Below are 23,495 nucleotides of genomic sequence, written 5' to 3' on the forward strand. Positions count from 1 at the left end.
ACCCCCGATGACCAAACTCCGCATTGCCATCAACGGGTTCGGGCGGATAGGCCGTCAGGTGTTCAAGGCCATCCTGGACCGTTACCCCGACACCATGGAAGTGGTGGCCGTCAACGACCTGTACGACGTGGCCACCAACGTGCACCTGTTGCAGTTCGACACCTGCTACGGTCGCCTGAAGGTGGACGCCGAAGTGAAGGACGGCAACATCCACGTGGGCGACTGGGTGGTGCGCAACTACGCCGAGCGCGACCCCAAGGTGCTGCCCTGGCGCGATCTGGGCGTCGACATCGTCATCGAATCCACGGGCATCTTCCGCACCGGGCCGCAGTGCAAGGCGCACATCGACGCCGGGGCCAAGAAGGTGATCATCACCGCGCCCGCCAAGGAAGAAGACCTGACCATCGTGCTCGGCGTCAACGACGCGGACTACGACCCGGAAAAGCACCACATCGTTTCCAACGCCTCGTGCACCACCAACTGCTTGGCTCCGGTCACCCTGGCGCTGCACAAGGCCTTCGGCATCGTCAAGGGCGTGCTGACCACGGTGCACTCGTACACCAACGACCAGCGCATCCTGGACCTGCCCCACAAGGACCTGCGCCGCGCCCGCGCGGCCGCGCAGAACATCATCCCCACCTCCACCGGGGCGGCCAAGGCCGTGGCCAAGGTCATTCCCGAGCTGAAGGGCAAGTTCGACGGCATCAGCCTGCGCGTGCCCACGGCCACGGTGTCCATCGTGGACTTTGTGGCGGAGCTTGAAAAGCCCACCACCACCGACGAACTGCGCGCCACCCTGAAGGCCGCCGCCGAAGGGCCGCTGAAGGGCATCATGGCGTATTGCGAAAAGCCGTTGGTGTCGTCCGACTTCATCGCCGACCCGCATTCCAGCATCGTGGACGCCGAATTCACCACCGTGATGAACGGCGACATGGCCAAGGTGCTGGCGTGGTACGACAACGAGTGGGGCTATTCCTGCCGTGTGGCGGATCTCTGCGCGCTGATGGCGAAGAAGGGGCTGTAAGCCGCGCGCCGTCTTTTCGCCTCCGGCGGACCGACCCGAAGGGCGTGCAACGTGGCCGTTAGACGAGCTTGCGAGTCTTACGGCCATCGAGAGCAACGCGTCAGATGTCGCCTTTTGTTCCGGTCACGTACCAAAGAGCGCGCGGCCGAAACAAGTCCGCCCGCCCCATTGCCTTTACGCTCCGCGCTGGTCTTCCGGCGCGGAGTTTTTTACGTACCGCCAGCGCGCGCATTCTTCAGACGATATCCTGTTCGCGGCCAACCACACCCGCTCCCTGCCTTTCTTCCTTATACTCCGCGCCGGTCTTTCCGGCGCGGATGGCTGGTGCGGACAGGATGCAAGGAATTACGAGTTTTGCCCGCCGGGCAAGGCGGCGTGAAGTTTTTCCGCGCAACGTACTCAGGTACGTGAGCAGAAAAACTTCGCGCCAACGCCGCCCGGCGGCAAAAGACGGATTCCGCAGGCAGCGTGGCCGCGCTACCCTGCGCGTCACCGCCATGCCTTCTCCCTCACCATCCCAAAACGAATCCCCCGAACGACAACCGTTCGGGGGATTCGCGTCTTCCAAATCTTACAAGCCACCTACCGCCTCCGGAACGCCGCCAGATACTCCTGATTGCCCTTGGGGCCGGTAATGGCCGAGGGCACCACGCCCTCCAGGTCCAGCCCCAGCGCATCGCGGCAATACGCCACCACCTTGTCCACGGCAGCCTGCCGCAGGGCCGGGTCGCGCACCACGCCCTTCTCGGTCTGCCCCGGCCCCACCTCGAACTGCGGCTTCACCAGCGCCACCACCCGCCCGCCAGGCTTCAGCCATTGCAGGCACGGCGCAAGCACCAGCGTCAGCGAGATGAACGAGACATCCGCGACCACCAGGTCCACCGGCTCCGGAATCAGTTCCGGCGGGGCGGTGCGCAGGTTGGTGTGCTCGTGGGAAACCACGCGCGCATCGGCCCGCAGCCGCTCGTGCAACTGGTTGTGCCCCACGTCCACGGAATATACCCGCGCCGCCCCGTGCTGGAGCAGGCAGTCCGTGAACCCTCCCGTTGACGCCCCGGCGTCCAGACACACGAGGCCGGTCACATCCAGCTTGAAATATTCGATGGCGGTCAGCAGCTTGTACGCCCCGCGTGACACGAAGCGCTCGCGCCCGTACAGCTCGAAGCGCGTCGCCACCGGGTACTTGTGGCCCGGCTTGTCCACCTTCACGGCCCGCTCGGGCGTCTTCGCCAGATCCGGCACGCACGCGCCGTCCCCGTCCTCATCCCCGTCGCCCTCCGGCAGCACCACCACCTGCCCGGCCATGATCAGCCGCTTGGCCTGCTCCCGGCTTTCGGCCAGACCGGCCTCGAAGACCAACTGGTCGGCGCGCTCCTTCTTCGGAGGGCGGGCGGGCCGGGGACGCGGGGATGCGCCATCGCCATCGGCGGCTTCCGGTCTGGCCGTGGCGGCGGTTTTCCGCCGGTCCGGGGTACCGGGGGTACTGGGGGTACGGGGAGTGCGGGACATGCAACACTCGTCATGGCGCGGCGCGGGCCGCGCGAAAAAAATTCCGGGACAATGGGGACAACGCACGGCACGGCGCGGGGGCATCGACAGATTCCACCACGCCGCGAGCGCCAAGCTCCGCCTTGACAGGGACACGCCCCCGGCATACCTGTTGCCTGCGCCTGCCCGCCCTGCCCCGACGCACGGGGCGCGGCGATGGGCAGACTACACGAGGCCCCGACGGCCCGCAACGCCGTTGCATCGGGGGCCTTGCCAAAACGGGAAGATGGGCGTATCAACTTGCGTTCCGATTTTCCCCACGAGGAGTCCAAGATGAAGGAAAACATCCATCCCAACACGTTCAAGGCCAAGATGACCTGCGCGTGCGGTTACGAAGCCGAAGCCCTGTCCACCAAGGGCGAAGTCGTGAACGTGGAAATCTGCTCGCAGTGCCACCCGTTCTACACCGGCAAGCAGCGCTTTGTTGACACCGCCGGCCGCATCGACCGCTTCCGCAAGAAGTACGCCAAGTTCGGCGAAGGCAAGTAGCCTGCCTTCCTCGGGCGGTGCGCGCAAGCGTGCCGACGTCGATTTTTCCTCCCCGGAGGGGTTCGCCCTCCGGGGAGAAATCTTCATTGCCATCAGCCGCAAGGGGTGCAGCATGGGCGCAATGGGCAGGACATGGGCCACCGGCGTGACCGGCGCGCTCCGCGCGGCGTTTTCGCGTGCGGGCCTTGCCTGCCGTGCGTTGCCTGCGGCGCTTTCCCTCGCGGCCGACGCGCCCTGCACCATCGGCGGCCAGGCCGTGATGGAAGGCGTGATGATGCGCAACGGCGAGCGCCTGGCCCTTGCGGTGCGCCTGCCCGACGGCGAAATACTGGCCGAAAGCCGCCCGTGGTACACCCTGTCGTCCGCGGAGTGGCTGAAGCGTCCCTTCGTGCGCGGTTTTCCCACCCTGGTGGAAACCCTGGTCAACGGCATCAAGGCCCTGAACCGCTCGGCCGAGCATGCCGCCCAGGGCGAAACCGGCGAGGAACTGAAGCCGTGGCACCTGGCCGTGACCCTAGCGGTGTCGGTGGCCCTGGCCCTTGGCCTGTTCGTGGTGCTGCCGCACATGTTCTCGCTGGGCATGAAGTGGCTGGGCCTTGGCGGCGACGTGGAGGGGCTTTCGTTCCACGCCTGGGACGGCCTGTTCAAGTTCGCCATCTTCATCGGGTACATCCTGTCCATCTCGTTTTTGCCGGACATCCGCCGGGTGTTCCAGTACCACGGGGCGGAGCACAAGGTGATCCGGGCCTTCGAGGCGCGCGGCGACGTGACGCCCGAAACCGCCGCCATCCACAGCCGCCTGCACCCGCGCTGCGGCACCACCTTTCTGCTGTTCGTGCTGTCCATCTCCATCATCCTGCACGCGGTGCTGGTGCCGTTGCTGCTGCTGGCATGGACCCCGGACGGCGCGGTGACCAAGCACGCCGGGACGGTGCTGTTCAAATTTCTGCTGATGGTGCCCATCAGCGCACTTGCCTACGAGGCCATCCGCTACGCCGCACGTCTTGGCGATGGCCTGCTGGGCGCGGCCCTGCGCGCCCCCGGCATGCTGCTGCAGATGCTGACCACCCATGAACCCGACCGGGACCAGCTGGAGGTCGCCATAGTGGCCCTGCGCGAAGCCCTGGGCGACGCCGCCCCGGCCACGGTGCGCGCGCCCGCCTACCGCCATCAGGCCCCCGCCACGGAGTGACGGATGTTCGCCAAGCTTGAAAATCTCGAACGCCGCTTTGAAGACCTGGAGCAGCAGCTTGCCTCGTCCGAGGTCTTCAACGACCAGGACCGCTACCGCAAGCTCACCAAGGCCCACGCCGACCTCAAGGAAGTGGTGGACGTGTTCCGCCGCTACAAGGAACTGCGCCAGAACCTTGCCGACAACAAGGAACTGCTGGACGATTCCGACCCCGAAATCCGGTCCATGGCGCATGAAGAGGCCAAATCCCTCGAGGCGGCCATTCCCGAAATAGAGCAGGAACTGCAACTGCTGCTGCTGCCCAAGGACCCGCTGGACGAAAAGAACACCATCGTGGAAATCCGCGCGGGCACCGGCGGTGAAGAAGCCGCCCTGTTCGCGGCGGACCTGTTCCGCATGTATTCCCGCTACGCCGAAATCCGGGGCTGGAAGGTGGAAATCCTCAGCGCCAACGAATCGGACACCGGCGGGTACAAGGAAATCATCGCCCTTATCGTCGGGGACAAGGTGTACAGCCGCCTGAAGTTCGAATCGGGCACCCATCGCGTGCAGCGCGTGCCCGCCACCGAATCGCAGGGCCGCATCCACACCTCCGCCGCCACCGTGGCCATTTTGCCGGAGGCCGAGGAAGTGGACGTGGAAATCCGCCCGGACGACATCCGCATCGACGTGTTCCGCGCGTCGGGCGCGGGCGGCCAGCACGTCAACAAGACCGAATCGGCGGTGCGCATCACCCACATGCCTTCCGGCATCGTGGTATCCTGCCAGGACGAGAAGTCGCAGCACAAGAACAAGGCCAAGGCCATGAAGGTGCTGGCATCGCGCCTGTTGCAGGCCGAGCAGGACCGCCAGCACAACGAGATGGCCGCAGACCGGCGCTCGCAGGTGGGTTCCGGCGACCGTTCCGAACGCATCCGCACCTACAACTTTCCGCAGGGCCGGGTGACCGACCACCGCATCAACCTCACCCTGTACTCGCTGGACCGGGTGATGGAAGGCGAGGCGCAGGCCCTGTTCGACGCCCTGTCCACCCACGCCCAGACCGAGGCCCTGAAGGCCCAGGCCGACGTGCACTAGGACAAGGCAGACGAAAGAGAGACAGACGGCCCGTCGCGCAAGCGGCGGGCCGTTTCGCGTGGGGCGGACATGGGGCCGTCCCGCGCCAAACGGCCTTCTGCCCCAGCCTCTTCCCTTTGAAGAATCCCCCCCCAGCCCCATACGTCTGCCGTAAGCCGCCCTCCGCTTGCGGTACGCTTGCGGCTGCGCTACTGCTCCCCCCCATGAGTAACCATTGCCACGAGACGTCGCCCGAAGGGCACATGCCAGACACGCCGGACAAGGTTGCCGCTGACGGCACGGCATCCGCCCGCGCCGCGCTGGCTGCTGCCGCTGCGCAGGGCCTGCGCGCGGTGGTGCGCGCGGCCGCCGCGTACCTCGCGGCCTGTCCGTCGCCCTCGGTGCGCGACGATGCGCCGCGCCTGACGGCGGAACTGTTCGTGGCGCGGGCGCTGGATATGCCGCGCGCGGACCTGCTGCTGCGGCTGGCCCTGCACCCGGCCAAGCCGGTGGAGGAAAACGGGCTGGCACACGTCGCCGCCCTGCTGACCCGCCGCGCCGCCGGGGAGCCCACGGCGCACATCTTGGGTGAACGCGAATTCTACGGCCGCGACTTTCTGGTCACCCCGGCCACGCTCATCCCCCGCCCGGAAACGGAACTGCTGGTGGAAACCGCCCTCTCGCTGGCCCCGCGCGGGGCGCGTTTTGCCGACTGCGGCACCGGCACCGGGTGCATCGCCGTCACCCTGTGCGCGGAGCGGCCGGACCTTTCCGGCATCGCCTGCGACATCTCGTCCGCCGCGCTTGCCGTGGCCGCGCGCAACATCATCACACATCTCGGCGGGACGATGGGGCCTGGCGTGGCGCGCACCGGCCAGTTCGCCCCGGACGCCGCACGCATGGCGGCTTTCTCCCGCTGCCAGCCCGTTCAGGCCGATTTCACCCTTCCCCTGTTCCGCGACGGAGCGCTGGACCTGCTGGTGTCCAACCCGCCCTACGTCAGCGAGGCGGAACACGCGGGGCTCACCCCGGAAGTGCGCGACCGCGAACCGCGAACCGCCCTGGTGCCCTGCGCGGGCGGCGGACTGGACGACGCCGCCACGGTGCAAGGCCGGGCGGACGGCCTGGGCCATGCGCGGGTGCTGGTGGCCGAGGCCGGACGGGTGTTGCGCCCCGGCGGGCTGTTCCTGATGGAATTCGGCTGCGCGCAGGGACAGGCCGTGGCCGACCTGTTCGCCCCGAACGGCTGGCTGTGGGCCGACATGGACATCCGGCGCGACCTTGCGGGGCTTGACCGCTTCGTGGTGGCCCGGCGCGCCCTTACCGCGTGACACGTCGTTGCGCGACATGGGGGGCGTGACGCGAATGTCACCCCGATGTGTGGTTTTCGCACCACGCCCGCGGGTGCGCAAAAGCCACACAGGTGCGTGAAACACACACTCGCGCGCCTTCCCATGAACGAAAAACAATAGCGATTCAAGGTATATACAAAAGTCTAGAGTTTGGCACGGTTCATGCTTTAACGGTGACGGAGGGGTTATGAACCAGACCACCATCAAGAAGAACATCGAATGCTCGGGCGTCGGCCTGCACGGCGGCAAGATGGTCCACCTGACCATGCGTCCCGCCCCCGAAGACACCGGCATCGTGTTTGATATCCATACCGCCCAGGGCGTGCGCCGCGTGGCCCCCGAACCCAAGGCCGTGGTCGCCACCGGCCTTGCCACCACCCTTGGCGCGTCCGGCAACGGGCATGACGCCTCGGTGGCCACCGTTGAGCACCTGCTTGCCGCCATCCGCGGCCTTGAGATCGACAACATGATCATCGAGGTCGAGGGCGGCGAAGTGCCCATCATGGACGGCAGCGCCGCCTCGTTCGTCATGCTGCTGCGCAACGCGGGCATCCGCACCCAGTCGCGCGCCCGCCGCGTGCTGCGCATCGCCAAGCCCATCAGCCACGAGAGCGACGGCAAGTCCATCCGCGCCCTGCCCTACGACGGCTTTCGCGTGGACTACACCATCGACTTCGCCCATCCGCTCATCGGCGTGCAGCACATGAGCCTGGAAGTGACGCCGCGCACCTTCTCCGAAGTGGCCAAGGCGCGCACCTTCGGCTTTCTGCGCGAGGTGGAGTACATGCACAGCAAGGGCCTGGCCCTTGGCGGCTCGCTGGACAACGCCGTGGTTCTCGACGACTACGCCGTGCTGAACGACGATGGCCTGCGCTTTCCCGACGAGTTCGTGCGCCACAAGATCCTGGACTTCATCGGCGACATGGCCATGCTGGGCACCCCGCTGCAGGGCCACTTCATCGTGCACTGCTCGGGCCACGCCCTGAACAACGCCTTTCTGCGCGTGCTGACCGAAAACGCCGACATCTACCTGCAGGAAGTGACGCTGGACGCCGCCGAACAGCCCGCCCGCCGTCCCGCCGTCGCCCCGGCCCATGCGCCCGCGCATGTGGGGCACCCGGCCACGGCCTAGCCGCACCCGCAACCCCATCCATTGCCTTTCCGGGCCGCCTTCGGGCGGCCCTTTTCATTGCGGGCGGAGCGAGGCCGGAAGACGTACCCGCGAAAGGACGAACAGCCCAGCTGGGAGACTACCGGCCTGATGCGCCGAGGTCGCCGTGCCCCGCGCCCCACGCACACCAGATGCGAACGCGGTGCATAATATAATGATTAGGCGTTGCCGCGAGACCGGTGGCCTGGCCAGGGCCAAGGCCCGCGCAAACCGCACCAGAGCCACGGCCAGACAACGTGCGGACTACGCATGGATGAAGCCGGGGCATCCCTGCCACACACGGCCGGGATGCGCGCGGGGGCAACGTTGTACGGCCGGTGCGCGCACGGACTTGCCCCAACCTCGACTTTATCATCCGTCGTCTCGACACTGCCCCGGGGCCCTGCCAGCGGGGCGGACAAAGCTTGGCTTACCCCTTGTTGCCCTTCCGGCAATTCCACCCGCCGTGCGCATCCTGCGGTCCCATCCGCCAAACCGTCAGAGCCGTCGCCAGAACCATCGTCAGATCCGCCGTCAGGACAGCCGCAGCACATGCCGCCCCTGCCCGCACCCTTTTTCGCCCGTGCGCCCCGCAGCATCCGGCCCATCCACGTCATAAAAATCCCGCCGCAAATCCGCGCCGGACGCCAATCCGTAACGCAGCGCGCAAAAAAAGACGCTTTCACCCCCTTTCCCCCCTTGCCTTTTCCGAAGGGAGCGGGTAGAAGCGCTTTCTCGTTGGCTGGCGTAGCTCAACTGGCAGAGCAGCTGATTTGTAATCAGCCGGTTGCGGGTTCGAGTCCCATCGCCAGCTCCACAGTGGAGGGGTTCCCGAGTGGCCAAAGGGAACAGACTGTAAATCTGTCGTCGTAAGACTTCGGTGGTTCAAATCCACCCCCCTCCACCACTTGACAAGCTATCTTGGCTGTAGGAGACAGGAAGGCCTGTCGGAGAACTACGGCTTCCTGGAAGTACGGCTTAATGCTGGACGTGCGGGAATAGCTCAAGTGGCTAGAGCATCAGCCTTCCAAGCTGAGGGTTGCGAGTTCGAGTCTCGTTTCCCGCTCCATCCTAGCCCGGGTTCTCCTCAAGCAAGCAATCGGCCCACATAGCTCAGGCGGTAGAGCACTTCCTTGGTAAGGAAGAGGTCATGAGTTCAAGTCTCATTGTGGGCTCCATTTCCGCGCCTAACGATTAACGCAAGAAGAAAACCACGCCAGGGAGAACACCTATGGGTAAGGAAAAATTTGAACGCAAGAAGCCGCATGTCAACATCGGCACCATTGGCCACATTGACCACGGCAAGACCACTCTGACCGCCGCCATCACCAAGGTGGCCGGTCTGCGCGGCAACGGCAAGTTCGTGGCGTTCGACGAAATCGACAAGGCTCCCGAAGAAAAGGAACGTGGCATCACCATCGCCACCGCCCACGTCGAATACGAAACCGCCACCCGCCACTACGCCCACGTGGACTGCCCCGGCCACGCCGACTACATCAAGAACATGATCACCGGCGCCGCCCAGATGGACGGCGGCATCCTGGTGGTCGCCGCCACCGACGGTCCCATGCCCCAGACCCGTGAGCACATCCTGCTCGCCCGTCAGGTCGGCGTGCCCTACCTGGTGGTGTTCCTGAACAAGTGCGACATGGTGGACGACGAAGAACTGCTCGAACTCGTCGAGCTCGAAGTTCGCGAACTGCTGTCCCTGTACGGCTTCCCGGGCGACGACATCCCGGTGATCCGCGGTTCGGCCCTGAAGGCCCTTGAAACCGACGATCCCAACTCCGCCGAAGCCGCTCCGGTCGTGGCCCTGCTCGACGCCTGCGACAGCTACATCCCCGAACCGCAGCGCGACATCGACAAGCCCTTCCTGATGCCCATCGAAGACGTGTTCTCCATCTCCGGCCGCGGCACCGTGGTGACCGGTCGTGTGGAACGCGGCATCATCAAGGTTGGCGAAGAAGTCGAAATCGTCGGCATCAAGGACACCGTCAAGTCGACCTGCACCGGCGTTGAAATGTTCCGCAAGCTGCTCGACCAGGGCCAGGCTGGCGACAACATCGGCGCCCTGCTGCGCGGCATCAAGCGTGAAGACGTGGAACGCGGCCAGGTTCTTGCCGCTCCCAAGTCCATCAAGCCGCACCGCAAGTTCAAGGCCGAAGTGTACGTCCTGTCCAAGGAAGAAGGCGGCCGCCACACCCCGTTCTTCTCGGGCTACCGTCCGCAGTTCTACTTCCGTACCACCGACATCACGGGCATCATCGCGCTGGCTGACGGCGTCGAAATGGTCATGCCCGGCGACAACTCCACCTTCACCGTGGAACTGATCGCCCCCATCGCCATGGAACAGGGCCTGCGCTTCGCCATCCGCGAAGGCGGCCGCACCGTCGGCGCGGGTGTTGTCTCCGAAATCCTGGAGTAAGCGATGCGCGTCAATCTCCTGCTCGCCTGCACCGAGTGCAAGCGACGCAATTACGCGACCGTCAAGAACAAGAAGAATACTACCGGCCGTATCGAACTGAAGAAGTATTGTCCCTGGGACAAGAAACACACGGTTCACCGCGAAACCAAGTAGTATCCTCATAGTGCAGGGCAGTAGCTCTAACGGCTAGAGCGCCGGTCTCCAAAACCGGATGTTGGGGGTTCGAATCCCTCCTGCCCTGCCATCTCCTTTCTTCGCGGGACAGTGCACGGCAACGTGCCAAGGCGCCCCAAGGCACCTTTCCGCCCGGCTCGGCGAACCCCATCGGTTCGCCCGCCGGGCGGGCCGGTCCCCCCCAAAAGTTGACAAGTCGGCAAGTCGAAATGGCTCCAGAGGCGACCATGGCGAAAAAGCAGCAGAACGCGCCCGAGGCGACCCCGACCGATTCCGGCAACGGCATCGGCGACAAGATCACCCAGCTCAGGGATTACTTCGAGGAAGCCAAGGGCGAACTGCGCAAGGTCACCTGGCCCACGCGCAAGGAAACCACGGCAACGGGCATCGCCGTGCTCGTTCTCGTTTTCGTCATGTCCCTGTTCCTCGGTGTCGTGGACCTTGGGCTGACCAAGCTCGTCGAATACATCCTCTCGTGACGGACACCCCAATGACCGAATCGATTCCCACAACCACCAAGGGCCGCTGGTTCATCGTCCACACCTACTCGGGCTTCGAGCAGCGTGTGGAACAGACCATTCGCGAGATGATCCGCACCGGCCAGGCGCAGGGGCTCATCGAAGAGGTCGTGGTGCCCACCGAGAAGGTCATCGAGCTCGTCAAGGGCGAGAAGCGGACCTCCACGCGGAAGTTCTACCCCGGGTACGTCATGGTCAAGATGACCATGACCGATTTCTCGTGGCACCTCGTCCAGTCCATTCCCAAGGTTACCGGTTTCGTCGGCGGCAAGAACCGTCCGACCCCCATGCGTGACAGCGAAGCCGAACGCATCCTGGCCATGATGGAATCGCGGCAGGAGCAACCCCGGCCCAAGTTCAACTTCGAGCGCGGGGACGAGGTTCGCGTCATAGACGGGCCTTTCGGCGGCTTCAACGGCGTCGTCGAGGACGTCAACTACGACAAGGGCAAACTCAGGGTGTCGGTCTCCATCTTCGGCAGACAGACCCCGGTCGAGCTGGACTTCGTCCAGGTTTCCAAGGGCTAGCCCCCTTTCGATGATTTTGCGCGGTAACCATCGCGGCCCGCGCCGCCCATAGAGGGACAGAACAATGGCTAAGAAAGAAGTTGCCAAGATCAAGCTGCAGATTCCGGCCGGGGCGGCCAACCCCTCCCCGCCGGTGGGTCCCGCGCTCGGCCAGCACGGGCTGAACATCATGGAATTCTGCAAGACTTTCAACGCGAAGACCATGGAGCAGAAGGGCATGATCACCCCCGTGGTGATCACCGTCTACTCCGACCGTTCCTTCACGTTCATCACCAAGACCCCGCCCGCTTCCGTGCTGCTGCTGAAGGCCGCCAAGCTCGAAAAGGGCTCTGGCGAACCGAACCGCAACAAGGTCGGCTCGGTGAGCATGGCGCAGGTTGAAGAGATCGCGAAGCTGAAGCTGCCCGACCTCACCGCCAAGGATCTCGATGCGGCCACCCGCTCCGTTCTGGGCACCGCCCGGAGCATGGGCATCGAAATCAAGTAGCGTTTCGGATCAGTTGCACTGCCGTCCGCCGACATGTTCGGCCTTCCCGGCCAAGCCGGGGCGCATCCCTTCGGACACCCATGGGGAGCGTGACCAAGGCGGCAGGAGATTGCGAACGTCAGCAAAAGGAAAAGGTGGGTACAATGCCCAAGCACGGCAAGAAATATCGTTCGGCGACGGAAGGACGCGACATCGCCGAGCGTTTCGCTCTGGAAGACGCGGTGGCCAAGTCGCTGTCGGCCTCCTTCGCAAAGTTCGATGAAACCGTCGACGTGGCCATCTGCCTCGGCGTCGATCCCAAATACTCCGACCAGATGGTGCGCGGCGCCGTCACCCTGCCCCATGGCCTCGGCAAGACCGTGCGCGTGGCGGTGTTCTGCAAGGGTGACAAGGAAGCCGAAGCCAAGGCCGCCGGTGCCGACTTTGCCGGCGCCGAAGAACTGGTCGCCAAGATCAAGGAAGGCTGGCTGGACTTCGACAAGGCCATCGCCACCCCCGACGTCATGGCCCTGGTCGGCCAGATCGGCCGCGTGCTCGGCCCCCGCGGCCTGATGCCCAACGCCAAGACCGGCACCGTTACCTTCGACGTGGCCACCGCTGTCAAGGAAACCAAGGCTGGCCGCGTCGAGTTCAAGGTCGACAAGGCTGGCGTGCTGCACGCCCCGCTCGGCAAGGTGTCCTTCGGTCCCGAAAAGATCCTGGACAACCTGAAGTCGCTGCTTGAAACCGTGAACCGCCTGAAGCCCGCCACGGCCAAGGGCGCCTACATGAAGGCCATGGCGGTTTCCACCACCATGGGCCCCGGTTTCAAGGTCGACCCCAGCACGATCAAGAAGTTCCTCGAAGGCTAGACCGCCTTCGTGTGATATTTGGCCCGGCTGCTTGCAGCCGGGCCTTTACCGGCAACAGGCCCGGAAATACGAGTCGAAGAAAGCAGGCTGCACGGGTTCTCCGCCCTTGCGTTAAGTCCTGCCGAGACCACAGTGTCTTTGGCTCGGCATTTCCACCCAGACACACCCGAACCTGAGGAGAGTCACGTGAACAGGTCCGAGAAGGCAGCCATCATCGAGCAATTGAAGGCTCGCGCTGAAGGCGCTTCCATCGCGGTCGTGACCGACTTCAAGGGTATGTCGGTGGAAGAGCTGACCCGTCTCAGAGTGAAGCTTCGTGAAAACGGCGCGGAATACCACGTCGTGAAGAACACCCTGGCACGGATCGCCTTTACCGACGGAGCGCACGACGTCATCAAAGACGCGTTCAAAGAGAACTGCGCCGTCGCCCTTGGGTTCGCAGATCCCGTCGCGGTGGCGAAGGCACTCACCGACTTCGCCAAGACGAGCAAACTCTTCGCGGTGCGCCATGGCAGCCTTGAAGGCAAGTTCCTCACCGAGGGACAGGTCGCCGACCTCGCCAAGCTGCCCAGCAAGCCCGAACTGATCGCTCGCGCTCTTGGCACGATGAATGCCGTGCCCACCAACTTCGTTTCGCTGTTCGCCAACATCATCCGTGGCCTGCTCTACGCCCTGAAGGGCATTGAAGAGAAGAAGGCCGCGGCCTAGGCGACCCCGAACCCAACACCTTACGCCAAAGACACCCGAAAGGAGCAAATCATGTCCAGCATCACCAAGGAACAGGTCGTCGAATTCATCGCCAACATGACCGTCCTCGAACTCTCCGAGTTCATCAAGGAACTTGAAGAGAAGTTCGGCGTGTCCGCCGCCGCCCCGGCCATGGCCATGGTGGCCGCCGGTCCGGCTGAAGCCGCCCCGGCCGAAGAAGAAAAGACCGAATTCGACGTTATCCTGAAGGCCGCTGGCGCCAACAAGATCGGCGTCATCAAGGTTGTCCGCGCCCTGACCGGCCTTGGCCTGAAGGAAGCCAAGGACAAGGTTGACGGCGCTCCCTCCACCCTGAAGGAAGCCGTTTCCAAGGAAGAAGCCGAAGAAGCCAAGAAGCAGCTGGTGGAAGCCGGCGCCGAAGTCGAAGTCAAGTAGACTCGGTTCGCTTCGCCGCACAGGCGATCGGAACAGCGCGGGCGAGCCAATCGCCCGCGCTTCTTCTGCTTTGTCGCCCTGTACGGCCACGGTGGCATTTCGGGTGGCGGCCATGCCCAACGGCTACGGCGGACATGCTCCGGCGGGTGCGGGTGGACACGGCGTCACGGGACGGGACGAGGCGGACAGGAAGCGGGACATGTGACAAGTCGCACGGACTTGCTAAAATTTCCCGAACCGACTATTGTTGCAATTTGGTCGAACTCACTTCGCACCAACCCAGCTCCTGACCCGGGCGGTACGTTGTACGCTGCACCCCTCTTTCTTTCCCCCCGAACCGACAGCCTTTCCGGTGGGCGCGTCGCTCTTGTCGCGCGTCCGTCATGCCTCATGCGCGGCACGGCGTTGAAGGGACACCCCCTTCACGCGGCCGCCTTTCGTTGTCGCTTCGCCCCGGCAGCCTCGCGTTGCGCGCCTGCTGCCCCCGAAACGCGGAACCCTGATTGCGCCGCCGGTTCCGCTGCCCTGCGTGCCGTGCACGCGTCCGCTTCATCCGACCCGCACGGGTCGTTCGGCCTCTCGCGCTGAGAGCCCCGCCGGAAAACCGTCTTTCTGAGGTGAAACCATGGGCCAACTCACGAAAAAGTTCGGCAAGATTCCCGTATCGCTCGGCATTCCGCACCTCCTGAACCTTCAGGTGGACTCGTACGTCAAGTTCCTTCAGGAAGGCATTGCCGAACGCAAGCCCGACGAGGGCCTTGAAGGGGTCTTCCGTTCCGTGTTCCCCATAGAGGACTTCAACCGCACCGCCAGCCTCGAATATGTCAGCTACGACATTGGCGAGCCCAAGTTCGACCAGGCGGAATGCATCTCGAAGGGCCTCACCTACGAAGCGCCCATCCGCATCAAGGTGCGGCTCGTGGTCTACGACGTGGACGACGACTCCGGCAACCGCACCATCCGCGACATCAAGGAACAGGACATCTATTTCGGCACCCTGCCGCTGATGACCGAGAAGGGCACCTTCATCATCAACGGCACCGAACGCGTCATCGTCAACCAGTTGCAGCGCTCGCCGGGCATCATCTTCGAGCACGATTCGGGCAAGACCCATTCGAGCCGCAAGGTGCTGTACTCCTGCCGCGTCATCCCCATGCGCGGTTCGTGGCTCGACTTCGACTTCGACCACAAGGACATCCTGTACGTGCGCATCGACCGGCGCCGCAAGATGCCCGCCACCATCCTGTTCAAGGCCATGGGCATGAGCAAGACGGACATCCTGGACTACTTCTACAAGAAGGAGTTCTACCGCCTTGCCGCCGACGGCCGCGTGTTCTGGGAAGTGCAGAAGGACATGTTCCGCAAGGATTCGGCCTTCGCCGACATCGCGGGCGCAGACGGCACCGTGTTCGTCAAGGCGGGCAAGCCCATCACCAAGCGGGCCTGGCGCCAGATCTGCGAAGCGGGCCTCGAAGCCATCGAAGTGGCCGCCGACACCCTGGACGGCCTGTTCCTGGCCGAGGACGTGGTGAACCCCTCCACCGGCGAAGTGCTGGCCGAAGCCGCCGACGAAGTGACCCCCGGCGTGCAGGAACGCCTGCGCGAGGCGGGCATCGAACGCCTGCCCATCCTGCACACCAAGGGCATCGACACCTCGTCCTCGCTGCGCGACACCCTGGTGCTGGACAAGACCGCCGACAAGGAAGCCGCGCAGGTGGAAATCTACCGCCGCCTGCGTCCCTCCTCGCCGCCGACGCCCGAGATCGCGGAAAGCTTCTTCGACAACCTGTTCCGCAGCCCGGACTACTACGACCTTTCCCCCGTGGGCCGCTACAAGCTGAACCAGCGCCTTGGCCTTGACCAGTCGCTGGACCTGCGCGTGCTGACCGACGAGGACATCCTTACCGCCATCAAGGTGCTGTTGCACCTGAAGGACAGCCACGGCCCGGCCGACGACATCGACCACCTGGGCAACCGCCGCGTGCGGCCCGTGGGCGAACTGGTGGAAAACCAGTACCGCATCGGCCTCGTGCGCATGGAACGGGCGATCAAGGAACGCATGAGCCTGCAGGAAGTCTCCACGCTCATGCCGCACGACCTGATCAACCCGAAGCCGGTGGCCGCCGTGCTGAAGGAATTCTTCGGCACTTCGCAGCTCTCGCAGTTCATGGACCAGACCAACGCCCTGTCGGAAGTGACGCACAAGCGCCGCCTGTCCGCCCTGGGCCCCGGCGGCCTGACCCGCGAACGCGCGGGCTTTGAAGTGCGCGACGTGCACACCTCGCACTACGGCCGCATCTGCCCCATCGAAACGCCGGAAGGTCCGAACATCGGCCTCATCGTGTCGCTGACCACCTACGCCAAGGTCAACGACTACGGCTTCATCGAGACGCCGTACCACGTCATCCGCGATACGAAGATGACCGGTGAGGTGGTCTACCTCGACGCCTCGCGCGAACACGGCGAAGTCATCGCCCAGGCCAACGCGCCCTTCGACGCGGAAGGCAAGCTGGCCGACGACTACGTCACCACCCGTGTGAAGGGCGACGTGCTCATGTCGCCCCGCGAGGAAGTGACCCTGATGGACGTTTCGCCCAGCCAGATGGTGTCCATCTCGGCCGCGCTGATCCCGTTCCTGGAACACGACGACGCCAACCGCGCGCTCATGGGTTCGAACATGCAGCGCCAGGCCGTGCCGCTGCTGCAGTGCGAAAAGCCCATCGTGGGCACGGGCATGGAAGGCCCGGTGGCCCAGGACTCGGGCGCGTGCATCATCGCCGAGGGCCCCGGCATCGTGCGCTACGCCGACGCCGACCGCATCATCGTCAGCTACGAGAACGGCCTGTACCCCGAACGGGGCGGCGTGCGCGCCTACGACCTGCAGAAGTTCCACAAGTCCAACCAGAACTCCTGCTTCGGCCAGAAGCCCACCTGCCACCCCGGCCAGATCGTGACCAAGGGCGCCATCCTCGCCGACGGTCCCGGCATCGAGGACGGCGAACTGGCGCTGGGCAAGAACCTTGTGGTCGCCTTCATGCCCTGGTGCGGCTACAACTTCGAAGACTCCATCCTCATCTCCGAGCGCACCGTGAAGGAAGACACCTTCACCTCGGTGCACATCGAAGAGTTCGAGGTTGTCGCGCGCGACACCAAGCTGGGACCGGAAGAAATCACCCGCGACATTCCCAACGTGGGCGAAGACATGCTGCGCAACCTGGACGGCAGCGGCATCATTCGCATCGGGGCCAACGTGAGGCCCGACGACATCCTCGTCGGCAAGATCACCCCCAAGGGCGAAACCCAGCTGACCCCTGAAGAAAAGCTGCTGCGCGCCATCTTCGGCGACAAGGCCCGCGACGTGAAGAACACCTCGCTCAAGGTGCCCCCGGGCATCGAGGGCACCGTCATCGAAGTCAAGGTGTTCAACCGCCGCTCCGGTGAAAAGGACGAGCGCGCCCGCCTGATCGAGGAATACGAACTGGGCCGCCTGGACCGCAAGGAACAGGATCACATTCGCGGCCTTGGCGACGCCACCCGCGTGAAGCTGATGGCCGTGGTGGAAGGCAAGCAGATCGGCACCACCCTGGCGGGCAAGAAGAAGGGCGAGGTCATCGCCGAGGCCGGTGCGTCCGTCACCGCCGAGATGCTGGCCGACGTGCCCCTGAAGAAGCTCTCCGGCCTGTTCAAGAACCGCGAGGTCAACGAAGCCGTGGACGCCCTGCTGGAAAGCTACGACCAGCAGGTGCAGTTCATCAGCAACATCTACGAGTCCAAGCGCGGCAAGGTGACCGAAGGGGACGACCTGCCCCCCGGCGTCATCAAGATGGTCAAGGTCTACATCGCCGTGAAGCGCAAGCTCTCGGTGGGCGACAAAATGGCCGGCCGCCACGGGAACAAGGGCGTCGTCTCCTGCATCCTGCCCGCCGAGGACATGCCGTTCTTCGCGGACGGCCGCCCGGTGGACATCGTGCTGAACCCCCTTGGCGTGCCTTCGCGAATGAACATTGGCCAGATCATGGAAACCCACCTCGGGTGGGCCGCCAAGGAAACCGGCCGCCAGCTCGCCGAAATGCTGGAGCGCAACGACCCCATGAAGGCCATGCGCGCCGAGGTGAAGCGGGCGTTCGATTCCGCCGCCATCAACTCCCTGGTCGATTCCATGGACGATGACGATTTCCGTGCCGCCGTCTCCAAGCTGGGCCGGGGCATCGTGACCAAGACGCCCGTGTTCGACGGCGCGGCCGAAGAGGAAATCTGGTCGTGGCTCGTGCGCGCCGGCATCGACGAGGACGGCAAGACCGTGCTCTACGACGGCCGCACCGGCGAGCGGTTCCACAACCGCGTCACCACCGGCGTCATGTACATGCTCAAGCTCCACCACCTGGTCGACGAAAAGATCCACGCCCGCTCCACCGGCCCCTACTCGCTGGTGACCCAGCAGCCCCTTGGCGGCAAGGCCCAGTTCGGTGGCCAGCGCCTGGGTGAAATGGAAGTGTGGGCGCTGGAAGCGTACGGCGCGGCCTACCTGCTGCAGGAATTCCTGACCGTGAAGTCGGACGACGTGACCGGCCGCGTGAAGATGTACGAGAAGATCGTGAAGGGCGACAACTTCCTGGAAGCTGGCCTGCCCGAATCGTTCAACGTGCTCGTCAAGGAACTCATGTCGCTGGGCCTCGACGTCACGCTGCACCAGGAAGAAGGCAAGAAGCGCCCGAAGCGCGTCGGCTTCATGAACGCGCTGTAATGGTATACGATTTTGGGTAAGAGCAACCGGGGAGGGGACCTTTGGAAAAAGGTCTCCCTCCCCGGCCCCTCCCCCCAAAACTTTTCATACGTCTACGCACAACGTTTTCTCCGCCCCCCTCAACCGTCGCACCCGCGCACCGCGCGAAGGGTGACGAAAACGGGGTCAAGGGGGCCACAGCCCCTCTTGTGGGGGTGCAGGGGGCAAGCCCCCCTGCTCACCGAAGGCGTGCAAACAACCTTTTCGGGTAGGGACACGATATGACCTTAGACGATCTGTTCACCGTCCGGGGCGCGTCGGCCAACGTCGCGAACATCCGCAACCTGAAGGCGATCCAGATCTCCATCGCCGCGCCGGAAAGCATTCGCGAATGGTCGTACGGCGAGGTGAAGAAGCCCGAGACCATCAACTACCGCACCTTCAAGCCCGAGCGGGACGGCCTGTTCTGCGCCAAGATCTTCGGGCCGGTGAAGGACTACGAGTGCAACTGCGGCAAGTACAAGCGCATGAAGCACCGTGGCATCGTGTGCGAAAAGTGCGGGGTCGAGGTCATCGCCTCCAAGGTGCGCCGCGAACGCATGGGCCATATCGAACTGGCCGCGCCCGTCGCGCACATCTGGTTCCTGAAGACCCTGCCCTCCAAGATCGGCACCCTGCTCGACATGACCATGGCCGACCTTGAAAAGGTGCTGTATTTCGACTCGTACATCGTGCTCGATCCGGGCAGCACCAACCTCGCCAAGATGCAGGTCATCTCCGAGGACCAGTACCTTCAGGTCATCGACCACTACGGCGAGGACGCCCTGGTCGTTGGCATGGGCGCCGAAGCCGTGCGCAGCCTGCTCGAGGAACTGAACCTCGAGGAACTGCGCGCCATGCTGCGCGAGGAATCGCAGGCCACCAAGTCGCAGACCAAGAAGAAGAAGCTCACCAAGCGCCTGAAGATCGTCGAGGCGTTCCTGGAGTCGGCCAACAAGCCGGAATGGATGGTGATGGAAGTCATCCCCGTCATTCCGCCCGAACTGCGCCCCCTGGTTCCGCTGGACGGCGGCCGCTTCGCCACGTCGGACCTGAACGACCTGTACCGCCGCGTCATCAACCGCAACAACCGCCTCAAGCGGCTGATGGAACTGGGCGCGCCAGACATCATCATCCGCAACGAAAAGCGCATGTTGCAGGAAGCGGTGGACGCGCTGTTCGACAACGGCCGCCGCGGCCGCGCCATCACCGGCACCAACGGCCGCCCGCTGAAGTCGCTGTCCGACATGATCAAGGGCAAGCAGGGGCGCTTTCGCCAGAACCTGCTGGGCAAGCGTGTCGACTACTCCGGCCGTTCGGTCATCGTGGTGGGCCCCAAGCTCAAATTGCACCAGTGCGGCCTGCCCAAGAAGATGGCGCTGGAACTGTTCAAGCCCTTCATCTATTCCGAGCTCGAGAAGAGAGGCCTGGCCTCCACCATCAAGAGCGCCAAGAAGATGGTGGAGCGCGAGGAACTGGTGGTGTGGGACATCCTGGAAGAGGTGGTGCGCGAGTACCCCATCCTGCTCAACCGCGCCCCCACCCTGCACCGTCTGGGCATCCAGGCCTTTGAACCGCTGCTGGTCGAAGGCAAGGCCATCCAGCTGCACCCGCTGGTCTGCTCGGCCTACAACGCCGACTTCGACGGCGACCAGATGGCCGTGCACGTGCCCCTTTCGGTCGAAGCGCAGATCGAATGCCGCGTGCTCATGATGAGCACCAACAACATCCTTTCCCCGGCCAACGGTTCGCCGGTCATCGTGCCCTCGCAGGACATCGTTCTCGGGCTGTACTACATGACCGTGGAGCGTTCGTTCGAGAAGGGCGAGGGCATGGCCTTCTGCGCCCCGTGGGAAGTGGTGGCGGCCTACGATTCCGGCTCCGTCTCGCTGCATGCGCGCGTCAAGGTGCGCATGGAGGACGGCAAGACCGTGGACACCACCCCCGGCCGCATCCTGGTCTGGGAAGTGCTGCCCAAGGGCGTCGGCTTCGAGTTCGTCAACTGCACCCTGACCAAGAAGAACATCGCCCGTCTGGTGGGCGCCGCCTACCGTGACGCGGGCACCAAGGCCGCCGTCATCCTGTGCGACCGCCTGAAGGACGTGGGCTACGAATACGCCACGCGCGCGGGCATCACCATCGGCGTGAAGGACCTGCGCATCCCGTCCAAGAAGAAGGCCATGCTCGAAGCCTCGCAGAACGAGGTGGACGACATCGAGCGCCAGTACCGCGACGGCATCATCACCCGTACCGAAAAGTACAACAAGGTGGTGGACGTCTGGACCAAGGCCACCCAGGACATCTCCAACGAGATGACCAAGGAGATCTCGCACGACATCCTCGTGGACCCCAAGACCGGGAAGGAAGAAGTCAACAGCAGCTTCAACCCGATCTTCATGATGTCCACCTCGGGCGCGCGAGGCAACCAGGACCAGATGCGCCAGCTTGCGGGCATGCGCGGCCTGATGGCCAAGCCTTCGGGCGAAATCATCGAAACGCCCATTACCTCGAGCTTCCGCGAAGGCCTCGACGTGCTGCAGTACTTCAACTCCACCCACGGCGCGCGAAAGGGCCTTGCCGACACCGCGCTGAAGACGGCGAACTCGGGCTACCTCACCCGCCGCCTGGTGGACGTAGTGCAGGACGTCATCGTCAGCGAGCTTGACTGCGGCACCGTGGACGGCATCGAGATCGGCCACTTCGTCAAGGGCGGCGACATCAAGGTGCGCCTGGCCGACCGCGTGCTGGGCCGCGTGCTGCTGTACCCCGTGTTCGATCCGGAAACCCGCGAACTGCTGTTCGACGAGAACACCCTGATCGACGAAAACGTGGCCCAGACCCTGGAAGCCACGGGCATCAGCACCGTCACCATCCGTTCTGCGCTCACCTGCCAGAGCGAACGCGGCGTGTGCGCCCGCTGCTACGGGCGCGACCTTGCGCGCGGCCACCTCGTCAACATCGGCGAGACCGTGGGCATCATCGCCGCCCAGTCCATCGGCGAACCGGGCACCCAGCTCACCATGCGCACGTTCCACATCGGCGGCACCGCGTCGCGCGAAATCGAACGTTCCAGCATCGTGTCGCAGCACCCCGGCCGCGTGATCCTGTCGCGCGTGAAGGCCGTGCGCAACCGCGACGGCCAGATGATGGTGCTTGGCAAGAGCGGCCAGATCGCCATCGTGGACGACCAGGGCCGCGAACGCGAAAAGTACATCCTGCCCAACGGCTCGCGCCTGAACGTCACCGACGGCACCGAGCTCAAGAAGGGCGTCGTCCTGGCCGAATGGGACCCGTTCAACGAACCCTTCGTCTCGGAAGTGGAAGGCACGGTCAAGTTCACCGACATCGTCGAGGGCAAGACCTACCAGGAGAAGATGGACGACGCGACGCGCATGACCACGCAGTCGATCATCGAATACCGCACCACCAACTTCCGTCCGTCCATCTCCATCTGCGACGAGAACGGCGAGCCCAAGATTCGCGGCGGCAACCTGCCCGCCACGTATTCGCTGCCCGTCGGCGCGCTGATCATGGTGAAGGCCGGGCAGGAAGTGCAGGCCGGCGACATCATCGCGCGCAAGCCGCGTGAATCGTCCAAGACCAAGGACATCGTTGGCGGTCTGCCCCGCGTGGCCGAGCTGTTCGAAGTGCGCAAGCCGAAAGACATGGCCGTGGTGTCCGAAATCGACGGCACGGTCACCTTCGCGGGCGAAACCAAGGGCAAGCGCAAGCTGGTGGTCACCCCCGAAACGGGCGAGGCCAAGGAATACCTGGTGCCCAAGGGCAAGCACATCACCGTTTCCGACGGCGACTTCGTGGAAGCCGGTGAACTCTTGACCGAAGGCCATCCGGAACTGCACGACATCCTGCGCACCAAGGGCGAGAAGTTCCTGGCCCGCTACCTGGTGGACGAAATCCAGGAAGTGTACCGCTTCCAGGGTGTGGGCATCGACGACAAGCACATCGAAGTCATCGTGCGCCAGATGCTGCGCAAGATCACCGTGCTCGATCCGGGCGGCACCAGCTTCCTGGTGGGCGAGCAGGTGGACAAGGGCGAGTTCCGCCAGGAAAACTCGCGCGCCATGGGCGAGGGCCGCACCCCGGCCACGGCCGAACCGCTGGTGCTCGGCATCACCCAGGCTTCGCTGACGACCTCGTCGTTCATCTCGGCGGCGTCGTTCCAGGAAACCACCAAGGTGCTCACCGAAGCCTCCCTGCGCGGCAAGATGGACTACCTGCGCGGCCTGAAGGAAAACGTGATCGTGGGTCGCCTGATCCCCGCCGGGACCGGCTACCGCGAGTACGTGCACTCCGACATCTCGGTGCCGGAACAGAAGGAACGCCCGGACAAGTTCCTGGAAGACCTGGAAGAAAATCCGCTGCTGGTGGATATTTTCTAGGGATTGCCGCAGGCCGGGAAGAGAAAGAAGAAAAGACAGGGCCTCCGCTTTCGGGCGGGGGCCCTTTCCTTGTGGTGTGTGAAGGCAGGGGAAGGGGGAGAGGTAGTGCGCGGTTGAACCCGGCTTCTACGAAGACAGTCGTGCGCGGTTGAACCCGCTCGATCTCGTTATGCCTCCGGCGGGCAGGGGGTGTTGTAACGAACACCCGCTGCACCCCCGCGTTCCAAGGGGCTCCGCCCCTTGGAACCCCTGTCGTCATGCACCGCATTCCTGTGCCGGGCAGCTTCCCTCCGGCGCTGAAGCGCCTCCGGGAGATCTGCCCGGCGGAATGCGAATGTGCGCGAAGCTCTCGTCGCCTTCATTATGCTTGGGTGCCCTTATCCTCACATTCATGGGG

Annotated in this window: 17 protein-coding genes and 5 tRNA genes; 21 read left to right on the forward strand and 1 reads right to left on the reverse strand. The window is 64.4% G+C overall.

Going from position 1 to position 23,495, the window contains the following annotated elements:
- Nucleotides 1-7 precede the first annotated feature (7 nt).
- Nucleotides 8-1,024, forward strand: a complete 1,017-nt coding sequence (gene gap / locus RVX_RS14105) for a type I glyceraldehyde-3-phosphate dehydrogenase (protein ID WP_116307861.1) — start codon at nucleotides 8-10, stop codon at nucleotides 1,022-1,024.
- A gap of 582 nt (nucleotides 1,025-1,606) precedes the next feature.
- On the opposite strand, the gene RVX_RS14110 is transcribed toward gap, so the two are convergent.
- Nucleotides 1,607-2,533: a TlyA family RNA methyltransferase gene (locus RVX_RS14110; protein ID WP_230404785.1), complete on the reverse strand. Its 927-nt coding sequence runs from the start codon at nucleotides 2,531-2,533 to the stop codon at nucleotides 1,607-1,609.
- A gap of 312 nt (nucleotides 2,534-2,845) precedes the next feature.
- Here RVX_RS14110 and rpmE point away from each other — a divergent pair, with 312 nt between their 5' ends.
- From rpmE to rpoC, 20 genes are all read left to right on the forward strand, one after another.
- Nucleotides 2,846-3,061: a 50S ribosomal protein L31 gene (gene rpmE, locus RVX_RS14115; protein ID WP_116307863.1), complete on the forward strand. Its 216-nt coding sequence runs from the start codon at nucleotides 2,846-2,848 to the stop codon at nucleotides 3,059-3,061.
- Nucleotides 3,062-3,320: 259 nt separating this feature from the next.
- On the forward strand, nucleotides 3,321-4,253 hold the full coding sequence (locus tag RVX_RS14120; protein ID WP_116308085.1) for a DUF1385 domain-containing protein: 933 nt from the start codon (nucleotides 3,321-3,323) through the stop codon (nucleotides 4,251-4,253).
- A gap of 3 nt (nucleotides 4,254-4,256) precedes the next feature.
- Nucleotides 4,257-5,330 carry a peptide chain release factor 1 gene (gene prfA, locus RVX_RS14125; RefSeq protein WP_116307864.1) on the forward strand — a complete coding sequence of 358 codons (1,074 nt, stop codon included), beginning with the start codon at nucleotides 4,257-4,259 and terminating at the stop codon, nucleotides 5,328-5,330.
- A gap of 242 nt (nucleotides 5,331-5,572) precedes the next feature.
- Nucleotides 5,573-6,640, forward strand: coding sequence for a N5-glutamine methyltransferase family protein (locus tag RVX_RS14130; RefSeq protein ID WP_230404787.1), 1,068 nt, complete (start codon nucleotides 5,573-5,575; stop codon nucleotides 6,638-6,640).
- Nucleotides 6,641-6,848: 208 nt separating this feature from the next.
- A complete protein-coding gene (gene lpxC, locus RVX_RS14135; RefSeq protein WP_007523968.1) occupies nucleotides 6,849-7,793 on the forward strand; it encodes a UDP-3-O-acyl-N-acetylglucosamine deacetylase in 945 nt (314 codons plus the stop codon).
- Nucleotides 7,794-8,552: 759 nt separating this feature from the next.
- A tRNA-Thr gene (locus RVX_RS14140) sits at nucleotides 8,553-8,628 on the forward strand.
- A 4-nt stretch (nucleotides 8,629-8,632) separates the two neighbouring features.
- A tRNA-Tyr gene (locus RVX_RS14145) sits at nucleotides 8,633-8,718 on the forward strand.
- A gap of 85 nt (nucleotides 8,719-8,803) precedes the next feature.
- Nucleotides 8,804-8,880 (forward strand) — tRNA-Gly (locus tag RVX_RS14150).
- A gap of 33 nt (nucleotides 8,881-8,913) precedes the next feature.
- A tRNA-Thr gene (locus RVX_RS14155) sits at nucleotides 8,914-8,989 on the forward strand.
- Nucleotides 8,990-9,042: 53 nt separating this feature from the next.
- Nucleotides 9,043-10,236 (forward strand): elongation factor Tu, encoded by a 1,194-nt coding sequence (tuf, locus tag RVX_RS14160; protein WP_007523969.1) that lies wholly within the window; start codon nucleotides 9,043-9,045, stop codon nucleotides 10,234-10,236.
- A gap of 3 nt (nucleotides 10,237-10,239) precedes the next feature.
- Nucleotides 10,240-10,389, forward strand: coding sequence for a 50S ribosomal protein L33 (gene rpmG, locus RVX_RS14165; RefSeq protein WP_007523971.1), 150 nt, complete (start codon nucleotides 10,240-10,242; stop codon nucleotides 10,387-10,389).
- 14 nt (nucleotides 10,390-10,403) lie between these two features.
- Nucleotides 10,404-10,480 (forward strand) — tRNA-Trp (locus RVX_RS14170).
- Nucleotides 10,481-10,637: 157 nt separating this feature from the next.
- Nucleotides 10,638-10,889, forward strand: a complete 252-nt coding sequence (gene secE, locus RVX_RS14175; protein ID WP_007523973.1) for a preprotein translocase subunit SecE — start codon at nucleotides 10,638-10,640, stop codon at nucleotides 10,887-10,889.
- A gap of 11 nt (nucleotides 10,890-10,900) precedes the next feature.
- Nucleotides 10,901-11,455, forward strand: a complete 555-nt coding sequence (nusG, locus tag RVX_RS14180) for a transcription termination/antitermination protein NusG (protein ID WP_116307866.1) — start codon at nucleotides 10,901-10,903, stop codon at nucleotides 11,453-11,455.
- A gap of 64 nt (nucleotides 11,456-11,519) precedes the next feature.
- Nucleotides 11,520-11,942: a 50S ribosomal protein L11 gene (rplK, locus tag RVX_RS14185; protein ID WP_007523977.1), complete on the forward strand. Its 423-nt coding sequence runs from the start codon at nucleotides 11,520-11,522 to the stop codon at nucleotides 11,940-11,942.
- Between the two features lie 143 nt (nucleotides 11,943-12,085).
- Nucleotides 12,086-12,793: a 50S ribosomal protein L1 gene (gene rplA / locus RVX_RS14190; protein WP_007523979.1), complete on the forward strand. Its 708-nt coding sequence runs from the start codon at nucleotides 12,086-12,088 to the stop codon at nucleotides 12,791-12,793.
- Between the two features lie 186 nt (nucleotides 12,794-12,979).
- Nucleotides 12,980-13,501 (forward strand): 50S ribosomal protein L10, encoded by a 522-nt coding sequence (gene rplJ, locus RVX_RS14195; protein ID WP_007523981.1) that lies wholly within the window; start codon nucleotides 12,980-12,982, stop codon nucleotides 13,499-13,501.
- Between the two features lie 51 nt (nucleotides 13,502-13,552).
- A complete protein-coding gene (rplL, locus tag RVX_RS14200; RefSeq protein ID WP_012612583.1) occupies nucleotides 13,553-13,936 on the forward strand; it encodes a 50S ribosomal protein L7/L12 in 384 nt (127 codons plus the stop codon).
- 625 nt (nucleotides 13,937-14,561) lie between these two features.
- Nucleotides 14,562-18,680 (forward strand): DNA-directed RNA polymerase subunit beta, encoded by a 4,119-nt coding sequence (gene rpoB, locus RVX_RS14205; protein ID WP_116307867.1) that lies wholly within the window; start codon nucleotides 14,562-14,564, stop codon nucleotides 18,678-18,680.
- Nucleotides 18,681-18,940: 260 nt separating this feature from the next.
- A complete protein-coding gene (gene rpoC / locus RVX_RS14210; RefSeq protein WP_116307868.1) occupies nucleotides 18,941-23,098 on the forward strand; it encodes a DNA-directed RNA polymerase subunit beta' in 4,158 nt (1,385 codons plus the stop codon).
- Nucleotides 23,099-23,495 lie beyond the last annotated feature (397 nt).

The sequence above is a fragment of the Nitratidesulfovibrio sp. HK-II genome, from assembly GCF_003402415.2.
Lineage (GTDB): Bacteria > Desulfobacterota > Desulfovibrionia > Desulfovibrionales > Desulfovibrionaceae > Cupidesulfovibrio.